This window comes from Paenibacillus sp. FSL H3-0457 (genome assembly GCF_037981725.1).
Lineage (GTDB): Bacteria > Bacillota > Bacilli > Paenibacillales > Paenibacillaceae > Paenibacillus > Paenibacillus amylolyticus.
In genome coordinates this window covers 5,352,453-5,371,111 of the sequence record NZ_CP150283.1, presented here as the reverse complement: position 1 = coordinate 5,371,111, position 18,659 = coordinate 5,352,453, and the positions used below count along the sequence as shown (strand labels likewise).

Here is an 18,659-nt window from a genome sequence, read left to right as displayed (position 1 = left end):
ATTGAATCTAAAATACGTGGAATGTGATGAAGGACATCGAAGAGATGTCCTTTTTGTCGTTTAAACTAAAATAGTTGAAAATACGAATAAACATGTAAAAAATTCGCGAATAAAGACGAGTAATCAGTTAGACAAAGTTTTTCCTGCCGCTGGGTCTATCTTTTGTTATAATGAACTGAACGATACATATGTTCGCTTTTGTGAGGGAGAGATGGTTTTGCGTTTTTTGGGAATTGACCCGGGGATTGCGATTGTTGGTTTTGGTTTTGTGGATAAAATCGGCAGTAAGGTGGTACCCGTACAATATGGATGTATTCAGACGGAAGCTCATACCCCTGAAGAGGAACGGTTGCTTCATGTATATGAAGGTATGGTGCAATTGATTGATAAATACAAACCGGACGCAGTAGCGCTGGAGAAACTTTTTTTCAATCGGAACGTTACAACAGCAATGTCTGTCAGTCAGGCGAGAGGCGTTATGGTACTCGCTGCCGCACAGAAGGGTTTGCCTATTGCAGAGTATACGCCAATGCAGATCAAGCAGGCTGTTGTGGGGTACGGTAAAGCAGAGAAGAAGCAAGTACAGGAGATGGTCAAAATGTTTTTGCGTCTTCAGGTCATTCCTAAACCAGATGACGTAGCGGATGCATTGGCTGTAGCCGTGTGCCACGCACACTCTTATACATTAAATTCCAAGTTGAATGAGGTATTGCGAAAATGATTGATTTTCTAAGAGGACAGTTCATTCATGTAGAGAATGATTATATTGTGCTGGATGTTCATGGTGTAGGTTATCGCGTATTCTGTCCAAATCCATTTGCGTTTGCGAAGCAAGAAGGCGAAATTACCGTGTACACTCACCATCATGTGCGTGAGGATGCGATGTTGCTGTTTGGATTTGTTACACGGGATGAGCAGCGTTTGTTCCGTAAACTGATTGAAGTATCCGGTATTGGTCCAAAAGTAGCTCTGGGCATACTCGCTGGAGGTACACCAGAACATGTGGTTACGGCGATTTACCAGGAGAATCTTACGTTCTTGACCAAATTGCCAGGCATCGGTAAGAAGACTGCACAACGCATGATTCTGGATCTCAAGGATAAGCTGGATAGTTTTGGCGCGGCAGCGTATGCAACAGGGTTGTTCGCTCCTCCATCGGAAGAGTCGGGAAGTGGTTCAGCCTGGGATGAAGCACGTGAAGGTCTCAAGGCACTTGGGTATACTGACAGTGAGCTTGATAAAGTATGGCTCAAATTGAAAAAGGATGTTACTACAGCAGATTCCGTTGATGTGTTGATGAAAAAGGCGCTGCAAATGCTGTTTACGGGATAATACAAATTGCATATTATAATATAGCTGTAGCCTGCAAAAAAAGGTAGGGATGAACATGGATGACCGGATTATTTCCGCGAACCTGATGATGGAGGACCAAAATGTTGAGTTGAGTCTTCGTCCCCGGTATCTGAATGAATATATCGGGCAGAATCAGGTGAAGGAAAATTTAAAGATATATATTGAAGCTGCCAAATTTCGTAATGAGGCATTGGATCACGTTTTGTTATATGGACCACCTGGACTTGGTAAAACAACACTTGCCAACATTATTGCCAACGAATTGGGCGTTAATTTACGAACTACGTCAGGCCCGGCCATTGAACGCCCGGGTGATCTTGCAGCATTGTTAACCAATCTGCAGGAAGGCGATGTCTTGTTTATTGATGAGATTCATCGTTTGCATCGTACGGTTGAAGAAGTCATGTACCCTGCTATGGAAGATTCGGCATTGGATATTATGATTGGTAAAGGTCCAAGTGCACGTTCCGTTCGGCTGGATCTGCCACCATTCACTCTGATTGGGGCTACAACGCGTGCTGGCTTGCTGTCTGCTCCACTTCGAGATCGATTTGGTGTTATCAGTCGATTGGAATTCTATACGGTTGATGAGCTGGCTTATATCGTCTCACGCTCTACCGAAATTTTGGGTGTGGAGATTGTGGGAGATGCTGCGCAAGAGATTGCATTGCGCTCACGTGGGACACCGAGGATCGCGAACCGTTTGTTAAAACGAGTACGCGACTTTGCACAGGTGCGTGGTGATGGGATTATAACGCAGACACTGGCGGAAGAAGCGCTGCAACGTCTCCAGATTGATCCGCGTGGCCTGGATGACATTGACCATAAGATGCTCAAATCGATGATCAACAGCTTCCGGGGAGGTCCCGTAGGATTGGATACAATTGCTGCTACAATCGGTGAAGAAAGTCAGACGATCGAGGATGTCTATGAACCGTATCTGCTTCAGATTGGTATGATTCAGCGTACACCAAGGGGCAGGATCGTAACAGATCTCGCCTATCATCATTTGGGTCTTCCTGTTCCACCAAGAGATGGGAAATAATCGAATCTGTTGAACATGCTCATTTGAACGTTCACCATAAACCTTGAAATAATCACGTGTTAATCCGATATAAAATGAAAGAAATGCACGGAGAGGAGTCTGATTGTGGGAAAAGCAATACGAACGAAGAAGTGGAGTCGTCGATTGAAGGTACTGGCGGCAGCTCTTTTGACAGTGGGTTGTCTGCAAGTGCCTGCGTATGCAGCAGGAAATGATGGACAGACGATCCGGGTAGCCATGTTTGCAAATCTGGGTAGTACGTATAAATCAACTACACCACTCATTACGCTTGAATCGACGGGACAATGGAGCATCCAATCGGAGAGTGGCGCAAATGTAAGTCTTCCGGCAGGGCAGGTCCGTTTCAGTGCAGATGGATTCCGAGTAAAGGTGTTGGAAACAGCGGATTTCAAGGCAGCATCGGTAGCAGCAAAATTGTTGCAGGCAACCGCGGATAAACCTTTGCTGTTCACAACGTCTGTGAATGGAAATACGACATATCAGCTCTACACAGGCAACTATGCAACGGAGGCATTGGCTGGACAAGCTGTTACACGGGTACAAAAGGTAGCAGCAGCTCAATTGGCTGGTCAAAAGCCAGCTGTAACGGGAAGTAAACGCCTGTCTGCTGGAACCTATGGTTCGATTCAGGAAGCAGAGGCAGCACAAGCCAACCTTTTATCAGCAGGAGTTAGTAGTGTCTATCCAGTCCTTCAACTGAGTGGAGGAAGCCAAGCATACGCGGTATGGGTGGGTGAAGCTTCAACGGATGCGGAATTAACCGCATTGAAGAACAGTGTGGAAGCCAAAGCTCCGGGGGTAAGCCTTTCACCTGTCAACAATAGTGCAGGGCTCATCATCCGCCAGGATGCAGGATTAAGTACGGATGCACTCAAAACAGCTCCGCATTACACTATTGCAGGTACTGAATCCAAAGCATTAGTACAAGGGAATGGCAATGGGATCAAAGTAGTGGAGCGTTCCCAGCGAACGTATCGTGGAGATATGGAAATCAGCATCGTGAGCGGTGATCTGGCGTTGGTCAACGTCGTTCCACTGGAGCAATACCTGTACTCTGTCGTAGGGGCAGAGGTGTATTCCTCCTGGCCTGCTGAAGCTCTGAAAGTTCAAGCTGTAGCTGCTCGATCCTACGCGCTTCAACAGGGTGAACGTTTCAAAATTGCGAATGTCGTGGATACAACGCTCAGCCAAGCCTATAACGGGATTGGTTCGGAGAACGATAAAGTAACCAGTGCAGTGGATGCAACGGCTGGAGAAGTGGTCAAGAGCGGTGGGAAAATCATCGAAGCTGTATTCTCCTCCAATGCTGGCGGCCAGACGGCTCATCCTTCTGAGGTATGGAACGGCGGAGCAGGTGTGTTCACCAATGTGGTTAGTTCAGGAGATACATCAGCCCAGGCAGGATTACATACGTGGTACCATGTGCTGCTGGGTACAGGCGTTAGCGGGTACATTCGTGAGGATAACATCAAAGAATTAACGACCAAGACCAATGCGGGACTGGCAAAAGTGACGGTAACGGCTCAGAATACCAATGTGCGTGCCGTTCCGTTAGTTCAATCCACCGTTGAACCTGTAGCTAAAATGAATCCAGGCAACGAAGCTGTTGTACTGGCAAAAGTAGCTCAATCCAACGATTATGCTTGGGTGAGAGGACCTTTCACGTCTGCCCAGTTGGTTAAATCCCTTCAGGGTAAAACAACAGCGTCTGTTCCTGCTTCAATCTCAACCTTGGAAGTGACCAAGCGTGGACCTTCCGGAAGAGCACTTGAAGTCACTGCCAACGGACAGGCTATGACGGTGAAATATGCCGATACATACCGCTCTGCGCTCGGTGGATTACCGAGCACTTTATTTGATATTGCAGGGACCGGAAGTTATACTGTATTAGGCGCTGACGGCAAAACAGCCAGTAAAACCGGCTCAAATGGTGCCTCTGTATTGTCTTCTTCTGGCGCAGGAACATCATCCAGTAATGCACTTGTGGTTATGAGTGGTGATGGTCAAGCGAGAGCGGTGACGCAGGGTCAGACCTTCATGTTCATCGGTCAGGGCAATGGCCACGGATTGGGCTTGTCCCAATGGGGAGCCAAAGGCATGGCAGATGAAGGGTATGATTACCAGGCAATATTGAAACACTATTATCAAAATGCGACTATTGTTAAGGAATGAAACTAAATGAATGTGAACTTATATGATTTTGAACTACCGGAGCAATTGATAGCACAGACGCCGTTGCTTGATCGCACGGCATCCCGTTTGCTTACCTTGAACAAAGATAGTGGTGAGATTAATCATCAAACGTTTCCTGATATTATCGATTTTCTGAATCCCGGTGATACATTGATTCTGAATGATACACGTGTTCTACCAGCCCGTCTGTTCGGTACAAAAGAAGATACCGGAGCAAAAGCGGAAGTGTTATTGCTCAAAAATGTGGAAGGCGACAAGTGGGAAGCACTGGTTAAGCCGGGTAAAAAGCTGAAAGCCGGTTCAGTCATCGTATTTGGTGATGAATTGAAGGCAATCATTGAAGAAGAGGGCGAGATGGGGGCACGTACACTTACGTTTACGTATGATGGAATCTTCCAAGAGATTTTGGATCGTCTTGGTGAGATGCCGTTGCCACCTTATATCAAAGAGACATTGGATGACCGCGAACGGTACCAGACCGTGTATGCCAAGCATGAAGGGTCGGCGGCTGCACCTACAGCGGGACTGCACTTTACGGATGATTTGTTGGATCAGATTCGAGCCAAGGGCGTTAATGTCGCCTTCATTACGCTTCATGTAGGACTGGGAACATTCAGACCAATGTCGGTTGATGTTGTTGAAGATCATGTTATGCATGAGGAGTATTACTCCTTGTCACAAGAAACGGCAGATCTGATTAACCAGACCAAAGAGAATGGACACCGTGTTTTTGCGGTTGGGACAACGAGCTGCCGGACTTTGGAAACGGTAGGCAGCAAATTTGAAAATGGAATACTGCAAGCGAGCAGCGGATGGACCAGCATTTTCATCTATCCGGGCTATTCCTTCAAAGTGATCGATGGGATGCTTACGAATTTTCATCTCCCGAAATCCACGTTGGTTATGTTGGTTAGTGCACTAGCAGGCAGGGAACATATTATGCAGGCATATGAGGAAGCCATCCAAGAGAAATACCGGTTCTTCAGCTTCGGCGATGCCATGTTGATATATTAGTATAACGGTATAACGATTAACTTTTAGAGGATGATTAAAACCAATGGCAGCAATTACGTATGAACATATCAAAACTTGCAAACAATCCGGTGCACGTCTGGGACGTGTACATACACCTCACGGTATTATTGAGACACCAACCTTTATGCCTGTAGGTACACAGGCGACTGTCAAAACAATGAGCCCTGAAGAGTTGAAAGAAATGGATGCTCAGATTATTTTGAGTAATACCTATCACCTGTTTCTGAGACCAGGACATGAAATCATCCGTGAAGCTGGCGGATTGCACAAATTCATGAACTGGGATCGTCCAATTTTGACAGACAGCGGCGGATTCCAAGTTTTTTCTCTTAGCGAGATGCGCAAGATTACGGAAGAAGGCGTTAACTTCCGTTCTCATCTGAATGGAGACAAAAAGTTCCTTTCTCCTGAAGTGGCGATGGAAATCCAGAATGCACTTGGCTCCGATATTATGATGGCGTTTGACGAATGCCCACCGTATCCGGCTGAATATGAATATGTAAAAAAATCACTCGAAAGAACAAGCCGCTGGGCAGAACGTTGTCTTGAAAGTCACGCTCGTCCGCATGACCAAGGTCTCTTTGCCATCGTACAGGGAGGCATGCATGAAGATCTTCGCCGTCAGAGCGCCGCAGATTTGACTTCCATGGATTTCCCGGGGTATGCTATTGGTGGACTGAGTGTTGGAGAACCGAAACATTTGATGTATGGTGTATTGGATTATACGTTACCTTTGTTGCCGTCCAATAAACCACGTTATTTGATGGGGGTAGGTTCGCCCGATGCGTTGATTGAGGGATCTATTCGTGGAGTGGACATGTTCGATTGTGTTCTGCCTACTCGGATTGCCCGTAACGGAACAACGATGACCAGTCAAGGACGTCTGGTAGTTCGTAATGCCAAGTTTGCAACCGATTTTGGACCATTAGATCCTGAATGTGATTGCTACACTTGTCGTAACTATTCCAGAGCTTATCTGCGTCATTTGATCAAAGCAGATGAAACATTTGGCCTGCGTTTGACAACGATCCATAATCTTCATTTCTTGCAGAATTTGATGCGTAATGTACGTAAAGCCATTATGGAAGATCGTTTGCTTGATTTCCGGGATGAATTTTTCGATCAATATGGTCTTCATGACAATGACAAAGGTTTCTGATTGAGTTTTTGAGGAAACCGGCGTAACAAGCAATATCTGTATGTATAGTCGATAAGGGGGAGTTTGAATGTTTCAAGGAATGCCTCTAGCAGGAGCGCAAGGCGGTGGGATCGTATCTTTGATTGTACCTTTAGTACTCATGGTTGCGATTTTCTACTTCTTAATGATTCGTCCACAGAACAAAAAGCAAAAGCAACGGAATTCCATGCTAAGCCAATTGAAAAAGGGCGATAAAATTGTAACGATTGGTGGCCTTCACGGTACGATCGCTGAGATTACGGACGATGTGGTTGTATTGCGTGTAAACGATGTAACTAAGCTTACATTTGACCGTAATGCAATCAGCACGGCTGTAGCTCGTGATACGGCTGTTGAATAGTTACTGTAACATAGAATAACGAGGGTGCGTTTGTGGCGTATTCCCTAGTAGAGAACCGGATCTCCTTGGAGACCCGGTTCTCTTTTTTGATTTATGAGGGAAGGTCGATGTTCTTTACCAGTCAGTTAGGAGCGATGCGTATTAACACCGAACATGCCACCGAGAGCTGAAATGAAGAACGCGCTAAGCAGTTGTAAACTATCCTTCCAATTAAACGAAGCATCCAGCGCGAGAAATCCGATCAACAGCACAAGCAGTCCATATACGATTCCGGTAATCCCTCCGTAGTACCATCCTTTTTCACCAGAACGTTTGCCTGCGACAAAACCACCAACCAATAATGACAAGCCATGAACAACATAGGTATACAATGAGAGGTCCTGTTCCCGCATTCCGCTCATCCAGAGAAACAAGGAGAGAATAAATGCCCCGATAAACATCCATACAAAAGCCTGACAGAGGCCTGACAGAATCGGATTGGACACTCGAAACGAAACCAAGCGGCGGATCAATTGCATGAAGCAACCCCCTTGTACAAGTTATAAGTTAATACAGTGTATGGTCAAGCCTTCGGACTTATGAACTGTTTTCCATTAAATGAACGGATTATTTCTGCATGAGCATGTAAGGTTCAGGTCAAAATAGGGATTGCACTACCCAGCTAACTGTTAAAAACTCAGTTTCGAAGGAGGACCCCTGTTGTGAACTTCCCAGATGTCGGATCACATATCTTTCGAACCATTCTCATGTACTTTCTGGTGTACTGTGCAATGAGGGTTATGGGTAAACGTGAGATTGGTAAGCTATCCATGTTTGATCTTGTTGTCTCCATTATGCTTGCTGAAATGGCTGCTTTTGTCATTGAAGATATTGATAAACCGCTCTCTCACGGGATTGCCCCCATGCTTACCTTGATCATTGTACAGATCGGAATGGCGTTTATAGGTCTTAAAAGTCGGCGTCTTCGCCTGATAATTGATGGGAAACCTACTGTTTTGATCTCCAAAGGCGTTCTTCACCGGGATGAGATGCGGAAGCAACGATATAATCTGGATGATCTATTACAACAGCTCCGTGAACAGAATGTAGACAGTATCGGTGAGGTTGATTTCGCTATTTTGGAGACCACAGGCAAGCTGACCGTTTTTCCCAAGGATGAGAATACTTCTAACGGCAGCAGTTCTTGCGGCTCTGATTCAGAAGGGGCTTCTTCCGGTAAATCCAAAACAGAGAAAAATCAGATTGACGGATTTCCAAATATCAAATATGAAGGTCTGCCACTACCCTTGATTATGGACGGAAAGGTCCAGGATCAGAATCTGGAGATCATTCAGAAAACGAGATTTTGGCTGAAAAATCAAATTCAACAGAACGGAATTATGGATTTCAAGGATGTATTTATATGCTCCATTGACCACAATGGGAAGATATATGTCAGTCCAAAAGATGATAAAAAATGAAAATCATTTGCCTGAACGGCGCTTGAACCATGAACCAATCAAAGGAGCACGGGACAGATCATGAAAGTCAATCATTTTGGTCCAGCCCATGACGATGAAATACACGATAAGCCCGACAAAAGGAGCGAGAAGCATCCTCACCCAAAAAGGCAATATCATGGCAGTCTCTTCGTATACGAGTAGGGTCGCTGCTCCCATGATAAACATTCCTGCACCCGTCTTGACCCAATCCATCATTTTGAAGCGGAACTGTAGCAGGCTACGTACGCTTTGGGCATGTAACAGGGTAACTACCGTAGAATTCACACAGATGGCGATGACTGCACCGAAGATGCCATATTCAGGCCGGGAAGCAAGCGTTAAAATCAACGTGATTTTGATAACAGCACCGATAAACGTATTTAGCAATGCTTTACCCGGACGGTCAAGAGCTTGTAATGCAGCTTGAAGAGGAGCTTGAATATAAATGAACAAAGCAAAGGGAGCCATTAGTTTCAGCATGCTTCCGATCGATGCATCATTATACAGAACAAGACACATCGGTTCGGCAAGCACATACATAAACACGGAAAACGGAGCACCTGTCACAAGTGCCAAACGTAAGGCCTGATGCATTCTTTTGTGAATCAGAGCGCGATCTCCCTGAGCAGAAGCTTCGGACAGTGAAGGCACAAGTGATGTCGCGAGCGATGAGGTTAGTGCCCCCGGCAGCAGCAACAGAGGAATAATCATACCTTGTAATGCACCATATTGTGCTGTAGCAAGTCCTTTGGATATGCCTGCCAGAGCCAGACTCTGGGCAGTAACGATGGTTTCGGCCAGATAGGATAAGGAGCCAACCAATCGGCCTGCTGTAACAGGAATAGAGATTGAAAGCAAACGCCGGATTAATCCCGGCTGTGGAGTACCTGTTTCTTTCAGAACTGAAGATATTGGGTTTAAAGGTTTGGCTGTGAGATTGGACATGTTCTGTTGGTTAGCGAGCGGTAACTCTTTCTTCTGCCTGTTATACTTCCACAAGAGTACAAGCATACCGCCGAATTCTCCAACGAGTGCTCCCAGCATGGCACCAGCAGCAGCCTGTGCAATACCGTGGGGGAGGAGAAGCCAAGCAAACCAGATGACACAGACAATGCGAATGATGGTTTCAACAATGGATGAAATGGCAGTAGGCATCATGTTTTGCTTACCTTGGAAATACCCTCTGTAGACAGCAGATACGGCGATAATGGCAATCATGGGGCTCATACTAACGAACGTATGGTATACCCGCTCATCTGTGAGCACGTACTTGGTAACCCAGGGTGCAAATAGGATGCACAAAAACATGAATACAACACCCAGGGTCAACGTAAAGCTTAAGCTTACTTGCAGGATTCGCTGGGGGGAATAACGATTGGCACCGGTATCAGCTTCGGCTACGAGCTTGGCTACGGCGAGCGGAATACCACCCGTAATTAATGTCACTAGTACGATAAAAAAGGGATAGCTCAATTGGTAGATGCCAACACCTTCTGCACCGATGACTCGTGGCAGCGCAATGCGCGGAATGAAACCAAGTATTCGATTAATTATGCCTGCAGTGAGCAGGATCATGGCCCCCTGGATAAATGTCTGTTTCTTCAAGACTACCCCTCTTTCCCGGTTGAAAGTACAGGCTATCAACATAAACGGGACAAAGCCGTTGTTCTTCATCCTATGCCAGTCCTTTATCTTCTCATGACAACTTGGACACGATTAACAAAAAGAACCATAATCAGCAAGAAGGAATATGATCAGGCGAAGTCGAATCATGTAATATTGATGCCGCATAAAGGCTTGGATGTACGAAGGGAGGCTCCCCGTTGGAAGAAATGAATGATGTGGAGTTGGAACAGTCAATAGAGATGCTCTGCCGTAGCAAAGCGGAGGAATTAAGGCTTGTCGGTTACGAATATGTCACCAGCAAAGATGTCTGGAATTGCGTCAGTCATAAATATGAAAAACAGGGCATTCCACCGCTTCACCAGCTGGTGAACGACATTTTGTCACTGAAAGCAACAAGCTTTATGAACTTTATGACCGTGTCTGCATACCGGGGGTCCTCTTTCTAGACGAAAGGGATCTTTTTTGTTGAAAATTGACTGCTTTTTACGGCATCGCTATAATAGGAATATTGAGAACGAAAGGGGATCTAGGAACGGCATGAAAAGAATTATCAGTTTCATTCTGGTCGTGCTTGTCACCACAGGGGTAATGGTGGGAACAAGCCCGGAACTGCTCAAAAATATACGCTTGGGCCTTGATTTAAAGGGAGGCTACGAGATCTTATATGAAGCAGAGCCGCTCGAAGCAGGTCAACAAGTCACCAAAGCATCTTTGGTGCAAACGGCCAAAAGTCTTGAAAGCCGCGCCAATGCGCTCGGAACAAGCGAACCGGAGGTAACCACTGAAGGAAGCAACCGGATTCGATTGAAGTTGGCAGGGGTTACGGATGAGGCTGAAGTTAGAGCCAAAATGAAAGAGCCGGCTGTTTTGACCTTCCGTAGTAAAGCTGAGAACGACAAGGAAGGCGAATACACCAAAATTGAGCTTCGCGGAAATGAATTTGTTGAGAATGCAGCCAAAGTTGTGTTCACTCAATTGAATGAGCCGATGATTGACATTCAAGTGAAAGATAAAGCCAAATTTTCCGAGATTACCAAACGTTTGATCGGACAACCTCTCGCGATTTATTTGGACGATGAGCTTCTATCTGCTCCAACCGTTAGACAACAGTTGACAGATGGTTCCGCTCAAATTTCGGGTGCTTACACACGTGACGAAGCAAACCAGCTTCGTGACACCATTAACCTGGGTGCATTGCCACTGAAACTTACAGAGAAGTATTCACAAAGTGTTGGTGCAACACTTGGCAAGCTTTCTCTGGATCAGACCATTAAAGCAGGATTGATTGGTTCCGTTATTATTCTAGTGTTCATGATTGGGCTTTATCGCATTCCTGGTATTATCGCGAGTTTTGCCTTGATCACACATACGTGGCTGGTACTTGCAATCTTCTATTTAGGAGAATTCGTGCTTACCCTTCCAGGTATTGCGGCGTTTATCCTGGGTATAGGGATGGCGGTGGATGCCAATATCATCACGTACGAACGGATTAAAGAAGAGATGCGCAGTGGTAAGTCGATCTTGTCTTCGGTTAAAGCGGGTGGTAAACATTCCTTCCGAACAATCATTGACTCCAACATCACAACCATTATTGCTGCGGCTGTTATGTTCTTCTTGGGAACAGGTGCGGTTAAAGGTTTTGCACTCGTGCTGATTTTTGATATTGTCACCAGTATTATCACGAATATTTTCTTCTCCCGCTTCCTGTTGACCCTGCTTGTACGGGGTAACGTGTTGAAGAAGCCTAAGTACTTCGGAGTGAAGGAGAGTGAAATTCGTGCGCTTTAATTGGAATTTTGATTATGTTAAAGGTAGTAAGATTGCCTATATTTTCTCGATTATTCTGACGATTACGGGGATCATCAGCATTCTGGCTTTGGGTTTGAATTATGCGGTTGATTTCCGTGCTGGATCGAACGTGGATATCTCGGTTTCCAAAGCAATCACAGCGGAGCAGATTAAACCTATCGTTAAGGACATCGGTGTTGATGAGGGTGATGTTACCATTACGCCGGGGGCTGACCGTGTAAATGTTCGTTTCTCCAATGAACTGGATGAGACCCAAGAGAGCAAATTTAAACAGGAATTTGCCAAACTGGATGCATCAGCTTCCTATGAAGTAAATACCGTCGATCCAGAGATGGCCAAAGAATTGGAACGCAACGCGATCTACGCGGTACTCATTGCAAGTATCGGGATCATGATCTATGTTGCGATCCGGTTTGAGTGGCGCTTTGGTTTGGCTGCGGTTATCGCACTCTTCCATGATGCATTTGTTGTAATAAGTGTGTTCTCCATCTTCCGTTTGGAAGTCGATCTGACCTTTATTACTGCAGTATTGACCATTGTCGGGTTCTCGATCAACGATACGATCGTTATCTTTGACCGGATTCGTGAGAATCTGCGTTTTGCCAAAAAGACAACCAAAGCCGACTTGCGTGAGGTAGTCAATCGCAGTTTGGCTCAAACGATGACACGTTCCCTGAATACAACATTCACCGTGTTTGCAGCTTCAATCTGTTTGTTCATATTTGGTGGAGAATCCATTCGCATGTTCTCGCTTGCGATGGTTATCGGAACACTTTTCGGTGCATATTCTTCAATCTATATCGCCGCTCCACTATGGCTGATGCTCAAAGGTAAACAAGTGGATAAGCCAAAAACAGTAGCTAAAGAATCTAACTAAACATCTTATTGTGAAGCCGCGTCTGCCAGGCGCGGTTTTGCAACTTTATGTACAGAATTAAGGGGGAATATTCATGACCAGAGAACATATCCCATCTGCTCAGGCTGCCACATGGAGCGGTATTGCCGGTAATTTGGGACTTGCGGTGATCAAAGCGGGAGTCGGTTATATGGCAAACAGCAAATCATTGCTCGCTGACGGCTTGTATTCTGCTTCTGAAGCTGGTTCTGCCCTGGCTGGTCTCTTTCCCTCCAAGTCTGTACGCGATAAGAGCAAGGCTCGCAGGGGACGGTTTAAAGAACATTCACGTGTTGCTAGACCCGGAATCTCAGTATTGTTATCTGTGCTGATTCTCATGGGTGGATTACAGCTTGCGATCTCCGCATTGGGTAGTCTCTCCGGAAGTGAACCGGAAGCACCCGGCAAGTCGGTACTTTTGGTGGCTGTTGCAGCTTTGGCTGTGAAAGAAGCGATTTTTCAATTTCAGTACAGATATTTCCGTAAACGAAACCAGTCTCAGGCGCTGGCCTATGCACAGCAACATCGCCGTGCACTCTATTGTTCGCTCACCGTGTTAATCGGCATTATAGGATCGATGGCTGGTGAAGAGACGGGATTGAGCATGCTGCTCTACCTAGACCCCACGGCTGCGTTGATTGCTTCCTGTTTTGTGCTTCACAAGGGTTACCGAATGATTGTGGACACGGTATATGGTTCACTTGTTCAGGAACTGGAGCAGGAAGAAGCGTCCGATTTCAAAGAGACTGTACAGCGGGTATATGGCATCATTACCATTGAGCATTTGGTTGCACGTGAACAGGAACATGACGTTACGATTGAGCTGGTCATTAGTGTGAATCCGAGGATCTCGATACTGGAAGCACAGGAGATTGCGAATCGGGCCAAGACTCTACTGTTAACCCGTTTCAGTCATGTGAAAGAAGTACAGATTCAAGCGATACCTTATGATCCGGGCTATCCCTATAAATCCAATCATGAACTGCCCGATCACGAAGCGACATTAATTCAGTAGTGAAGCGCGGGTCCAGTAGATCAGGAAAGGAGCGTTATCATTGCTTTATTCGCAATACCGGTGGAATACACCGAATATCGATTTGGAGGCGGCTGCGGGACTCTCGCAGGCGCTTTCCGTTTCACCCCTTGTTGGACGTTTGCTTGTGAGTCGAGGAGTGCACAATGAGAAGGAGGCCGAACGTTTTTTGCATCCTGACCTGAATCAGATGCATGATCCCTATCTGCTCCTCGGCATGAATGAAGCTGTGCCACGTATCAAGCTGGCATTGGAGCGGGAAGAACATATTTTGATCTACGGGGATTATGACGCTGATGGCGTATCCAGCACATCGCTCATGATCCATTTGATGCGTCATCTTGGAGCTTCGTACGATATATATATCCCTCATCGCTCGAATGAAGGGTATGGATTGCACAACCATGCATTGGATTGGGCCCATCAACAAGGCGTTTCATTGATTATTACCGTGGACACCGGAATCAGTGCTGTTGAACAGATTGCCTATGCGGCCACGCTGGGCATCGAAGTCATTGTGACAGATCACCACGAGCCGCCTGAAATTTTGCCCGAAGCCTTTACACTTATTAATCCGAAACTTCCAGGATGCCCGTATCCTTTTAAAGGTTTGGCAGGAGCGGGAGTAGCCTTGAAGCTCGCTCAGGCATTAATCGGGGAAGTGCCCGGTGAATGGATGGAGATTGCCGCCATCGGCACCGTTGCCGATCTCATGCCTTTGGAAGGGGAGAACCGGGTTATTGTCAGTTATGGAATAGAATCGATGCGTGGTTCACGTCTTCCTGGTGTAAGTGCATTGCTGGAAATCAGTGGTGTGGATCAGAGTCAGGTGACTTCAATTAATATTGCCTTTGCCATGGCACCTCGTATTAATGCCAGTGGACGTTTGGATCATGCCGGGAGAGCGGTATCGCTTCTCACCACCGAGAATCTGGATGAAGCTCATACGCTTGCGGGCCAGCTTGATCTATTGAATCGGGAGCGGCAGCAAGTAGTAGAGGGCATATTACAAGAAGCAACTGCACAGTTGGAACAAAAGATACAGCTTCGTTCAGGATCCGTTCCAGATGTAATCGTATTGGCTGGTGAGGGCTGGAACGTTGGAGTGGTTGGTATTGTGGCTTCCAAGTTGCTGGAGCGTTATTACCGACCTACACTTATCCTTGGGATCGATCCAGAGAGCGGTGTCTGCAAGGGCTCTGCACGCTCCATTGAGGGCTTGGATATCTATCAGGCACTCACAGTCAATAAACACACTATGGACCATTACGGGGGACACCCTGCTGCAGCAGGTATGACCTTGCATCGGGAACAGTTGGAAGAACTTGAGGCTGGTTTGAATGAGTTTGCTGCATCTGTATTAACTGAAGAGGACTTTGTACCTCAACGTCTTGCGGATGATGAATGCAGAATCAGTGATGTTCCGCTGAAAGTGATCCAGGAGATCGACAGATTGCAGCCTTTTGGAATGAGCAATCCTTCGCCACGGTTTGTATTGAGAAGTGTGACTGTGAAGGAAACCAGAACAATGGGACGAGAGAAACGCCATCTGAAACTGGTTCTGGAACAGGATGGTCAGCAACTGGAAACCGTTGCTTTTGGCAAGGGAGCGTTAGCAGAGTTTCTTCTCCCAGGTTCCGTTATTGATGTGATGGGAGAACTGTCCATCAATGAATGGAATGGGATGAGAAAACCTCAATTGATGCTTCAGGACATTCATGTTCCTCAGGTCCAAGTGTTTGATTTGCGCGGTAATGCCGAGCCATTAAATGCGATGAAACATTTCTTGAGCTCACTTGAGGTGCATCTGCGATATAAATCTGGTTCTGTTGGTGCTATTGTTCGGAAAGAAACAGATGTTTCCGAGGGAAATTCATTGTATGAACCTTGCCTTTGGGTATATGATAGAAAGGTCGGGTTATTTCCGTGTAATGCTGCTGCACAGCATTATGGACAGGAACAAGTCCGGACGTTATTTGTGTTTGATACGCCGGAAACCCCGGAACAACTTAATGCCATGCTGGCTTTGTTCAGTGGAGCTGAGAATATCATCCTTCTGCACGGATCAGGCAACCGCCGAGATCGCCTTCAGATGCCTTCCAGAGAACTCTTTAAGCGTATTTATATGCAGGTGTTGAAATGGAAAGCTGAACCCGTGGAGGAACAAGAGATTACTCCTGTGCTCAGTCGTCAGTGTGGTTGTTCGCCGCGCATGATTACGATGATGTTGGATGTATTCGAAGAGTTATCCTTCATTACCCGTGATAACGGCAAAATTGCGTTTGTGGATAACCCGCCTAAGCGTGAACTAACCGCTTCACGTCACTATCAGGCGCTCGAAAATATGGCCGAGATAGAACAGGTGATGCTGGATGCAGCCACACCGCAACTGACACAATGGATGATATCCCGGATGAAGGGCGTATCTTAGATGGAAGTTTGTGTATTTATTTTAGGAGGAGATTATTTTGGATTTTAAAGATTATATTCGTGTCATTCCTGACTTTCCACAACCGGGAATCAGCTTTAAGGACATTACAACATTGTTGAAGGATGGAGAAATGTACCGCAATGCGATCAATGAACTGAAAGTGATGGTTTCTGATCTCAAAATTGACGTTATTGCTGGACCTGAAGCACGTGGTTTCGTTGTGGGCGCCCCTCTGGCATACGCTCTTGGTGTCGGTTTTGCTCCGATTCGCAAAAGTGGAAAACTGCCTGGAGAGACGATTGAAGTTGGTTATGATCTCGAGTATGGCAAGGATACACTCGCGATGCACACAGATGCGATTGAAAAAGGTCAAAATGTCCTGATCGCTGATGATCTGCTCGCAACGGGTGGAACGATTGCAACTTCCATCAACTTGATTGAACAATTGGGTGGGAAAGTTGTCGGAGCTGCCTTCCTGATTGAGCTGTCTGATCTGAATGGTCGTGCTAAATTGCCAGAAATCGATGTATTCACATTGATGAATTATTAAGCTGAATTTCCACATGTACCGCTGTGACGAAACATGAATTGTTTTTTCCGTTTCCCGGGAAATAATATACAGCATTAATGATTATCAAAAAGCCTGTTCTTCCAACTGTAAGGTTAGGGAGAACAGGCTTTTTGATGTGTATACGATGGAAATTAATCGGGCGTTTTTTCAGTGATAGGCTGTTTTTTTGAATCATCATTTAACCAACCCAGCACTTCAAACAGTTTGAACAACAAGCTCATCAGGATTCCGACGATGGTTGCCAATGCCATCCCTTTCAGATGAACGCCATAGAAGGTAACTTCTGTACCACTCAGTCCAATGACCAATACAAGTGTAGTAAGCAGCAGATTGGTCGGTTTGGCAAAATCGACTTTCTGTTCAACCAGAATACGCAGACCAGATGCTGCAATAACCCCGAACAGAAGCAGGGATACGCCACCCATAACTGGCACAGGAATATTGGCTACAAGCGCCGAGAATGTTCCTGAGAAGGAGAGTACGATTGCAATGACTGCTGCGCCACCAATGACATATGTGGAGTATACGCGAGTCAGGGCCATTACACCGATGTTCTCACCATAGGTTGTATTGGGAGTAGATCCTACAAACCCGGATAGAATGGTGGAGACCCCATTACCAAGCAGGGAACGATGAAGCCCAGGGTCTTTCGAAAGATCTTTGCCTACAATGCTGCTCGTTACAAGCAAATGTCCAATATGTTCAACGATAACCACAAGCGCTACAGGTAAAATGGTGAAAATAACGGACCAGTCAAATGTAGGCGTTGTTACGGTTGGTAGTGAGATGAAATCAGCGTTTCCAATAGCCTGTTTATCAACCAGACCCATAGAATAGCCAAGGATATAACCGACTACAATACCGATTAGAATATGAATGATTTTGGGGAATCCACGGAACGTTACGGCACCAATGACAGTGATACCAAGCGTGGCCATGGATAAAATGATTGGTTTGGCTTGAGGTGCCCAGTTGGGATATTTAAGGATATCGGGATTAATCAGACCTGCCATTCCGGCAGCCACGGGTACAAGCTCCAGTCCGATCAGAGCAACAATGGCACCCATAACCGCTGGTGGGAAGACAACATTGATCCATCCGGTACCCGCAAATTTAATAATGAGGGCCACGAAACAGAAAACAAGTCCTGTTATGATAAAAGCTCCAAGTGCCATGGAGTAGCCATTCTCAGGATGTTGTTTTAATACCATTGTGACAGGTGCAATAAAGGCAAAGCTTGATCCGAGATATGCTGGAATCTTTCCTTTACACATCAGTATGTACAACAGTGTTCCAATCCCGTTCATCAGCAGGATCATACTTGGATCAACACCGAACAGGTTGGGTACAAGTACGGTACTGCCAAACATGGCGAACAAATGCTGAAGGCTAAGCAGTGAACCTGAGCCAAGTGGCATCTTTTGATTAACCTGAATTTCGCGTTGCAATGAATTTCATCTCCTTTTCCGAAACACAAACTTTCAATAGATTACAGAGTTTCTCTTAATTAATCAATAACATTTTTGACGTAACAGAGCGATAGAATTAATATTGTCATGAATTTTCCTTCTATTTCAGCAAATAACGGCAATAATACATAAGAAATAAGAAATACATCCAATCCCCTG

General features: G+C 45.8%; 17 protein-coding genes. 14 read left to right on the top strand and 3 right to left on the bottom strand.

Annotation, left to right across the window (positions count from 1 at the left end):
* Positions 1-217: 217 nt before the first annotated feature.
* The 7 genes from ruvC to yajC all read left to right on the top strand — a co-directional run bounded on the left by ruvC (position 218) and on the right by yajC (position 7,185).
* On the top strand, positions 218-721 hold the full coding sequence (ruvC, locus tag MHH25_RS23775) for a crossover junction endodeoxyribonuclease RuvC (RefSeq protein ID WP_076252971.1): 504 nt from the start codon (positions 218-220) through the stop codon (positions 719-721).
* Positions 718-1,332, top strand: a complete 615-nt coding sequence (gene ruvA, locus MHH25_RS23770) for a Holliday junction branch migration protein RuvA (RefSeq protein ID WP_036616866.1) — start codon at positions 718-720, stop codon at positions 1,330-1,332. The genes ruvC and ruvA overlap by 4 nt, the downstream gene beginning before the upstream one ends.
* A gap of 55 nt (positions 1,333-1,387) precedes the next feature.
* The gene (gene ruvB, locus MHH25_RS23765; protein WP_036616868.1) at positions 1,388-2,398 is read left to right on the top strand and encodes a Holliday junction branch migration DNA helicase RuvB; all 1,011 of its coding nucleotides are present in this window, start codon (positions 1,388-1,390) and stop codon (positions 2,396-2,398) included.
* Positions 2,399-2,503: 105 nt separating this feature from the next.
* Positions 2,504-4,591, top strand: coding sequence for a SpoIID/LytB domain-containing protein (locus MHH25_RS23760; protein WP_340018326.1), 2,088 nt, complete (start codon positions 2,504-2,506; stop codon positions 4,589-4,591).
* A gap of 6 nt (positions 4,592-4,597) precedes the next feature.
* Positions 4,598-5,626, top strand: a complete 1,029-nt coding sequence (gene queA, locus MHH25_RS23755; RefSeq protein WP_074096234.1) for a tRNA preQ1(34) S-adenosylmethionine ribosyltransferase-isomerase QueA — start codon at positions 4,598-4,600, stop codon at positions 5,624-5,626.
* A gap of 43 nt (positions 5,627-5,669) precedes the next feature.
* Positions 5,670-6,806: a tRNA guanosine(34) transglycosylase Tgt gene (tgt, locus tag MHH25_RS23750; RefSeq protein ID WP_036616872.1), complete on the top strand. Its 1,137-nt coding sequence runs from the start codon at positions 5,670-5,672 to the stop codon at positions 6,804-6,806.
* 67 nt (positions 6,807-6,873) lie between these two features.
* Positions 6,874-7,185: a preprotein translocase subunit YajC gene (yajC, locus tag MHH25_RS23745; RefSeq protein ID WP_036616875.1), complete on the top strand. Its 312-nt coding sequence runs from the start codon at positions 6,874-6,876 to the stop codon at positions 7,183-7,185.
* Between the two features lie 125 nt (positions 7,186-7,310).
* Here the strand turns inward: yajC and MHH25_RS23740 are convergent, their stop codons facing one another.
* Positions 7,311-7,703, bottom strand: coding sequence for a TIGR04086 family membrane protein (locus tag MHH25_RS23740; protein ID WP_036616878.1), 393 nt, complete (start codon positions 7,701-7,703; stop codon positions 7,311-7,313).
* A 183-nt stretch (positions 7,704-7,886) separates the two neighbouring features.
* Here MHH25_RS23740 and MHH25_RS23735 point away from each other — a divergent pair, with 183 nt between their 5' ends.
* Positions 7,887-8,645, top strand: coding sequence for a DUF421 domain-containing protein (locus MHH25_RS23735; RefSeq protein WP_235431607.1), 759 nt, complete (start codon positions 7,887-7,889; stop codon positions 8,643-8,645).
* Between the two features lie 3 nt (positions 8,646-8,648).
* On the opposite strand, the gene spoVB is transcribed toward MHH25_RS23735, so the two are convergent.
* Positions 8,649-10,271 (bottom strand): stage V sporulation protein B, encoded by a 1,623-nt coding sequence (gene spoVB, locus MHH25_RS23730; RefSeq protein WP_340018325.1) that lies wholly within the window; start codon positions 10,269-10,271, stop codon positions 8,649-8,651.
* Between the two features lie 227 nt (positions 10,272-10,498).
* Here spoVB and MHH25_RS23725 point away from each other — a divergent pair, with 227 nt between their 5' ends.
* The 6 genes from MHH25_RS23725 to MHH25_RS23700 all read left to right on the top strand — a co-directional run bounded on the left by MHH25_RS23725 (position 10,499) and on the right by MHH25_RS23700 (position 17,010).
* Complete coding sequence (locus MHH25_RS23725; RefSeq protein WP_036617497.1) at positions 10,499-10,738, top strand: post-transcriptional regulator; 240 nt, start codon at positions 10,499-10,501, stop codon at positions 10,736-10,738.
* A gap of 91 nt (positions 10,739-10,829) precedes the next feature.
* Complete coding sequence (gene secD / locus MHH25_RS23720; RefSeq protein WP_051447453.1) at positions 10,830-12,080, top strand: protein translocase subunit SecD; 1,251 nt, start codon at positions 10,830-10,832, stop codon at positions 12,078-12,080.
* On the top strand, positions 12,070-12,978 hold the full coding sequence (gene secF, locus MHH25_RS23715; protein WP_053061658.1) for a protein translocase subunit SecF: 909 nt from the start codon (positions 12,070-12,072) through the stop codon (positions 12,976-12,978). Before secD ends, secF begins: the two co-directional genes overlap by 11 nt.
* Positions 12,979-13,051: 73 nt before the next feature.
* Positions 13,052-14,011: a cation diffusion facilitator family transporter gene (locus tag MHH25_RS23710; RefSeq protein ID WP_047844086.1), complete on the top strand. Its 960-nt coding sequence runs from the start codon at positions 13,052-13,054 to the stop codon at positions 14,009-14,011.
* 40 nt (positions 14,012-14,051) lie between these two features.
* Positions 14,052-16,460: a single-stranded-DNA-specific exonuclease RecJ gene (recJ, locus tag MHH25_RS23705; RefSeq protein ID WP_036616889.1), complete on the top strand. Its 2,409-nt coding sequence runs from the start codon at positions 14,052-14,054 to the stop codon at positions 16,458-16,460.
* 37 nt (positions 16,461-16,497) lie between these two features.
* A complete protein-coding gene (locus MHH25_RS23700) occupies positions 16,498-17,010 on the top strand; it encodes an adenine phosphoribosyltransferase (protein ID WP_017686780.1) in 513 nt (170 codons plus the stop codon).
* A gap of 152 nt (positions 17,011-17,162) precedes the next feature.
* Here MHH25_RS23700 and uraA read toward each other — a convergent pair whose 3' ends face one another.
* Positions 17,163-18,479 carry a uracil permease gene (gene uraA / locus MHH25_RS23695; protein ID WP_340018324.1) on the bottom strand — a complete coding sequence of 439 codons (1,317 nt, stop codon included), beginning with the start codon at positions 18,477-18,479 and terminating at the stop codon, positions 17,163-17,165.
* Positions 18,480-18,659: the final 180 nt, after the last annotated feature.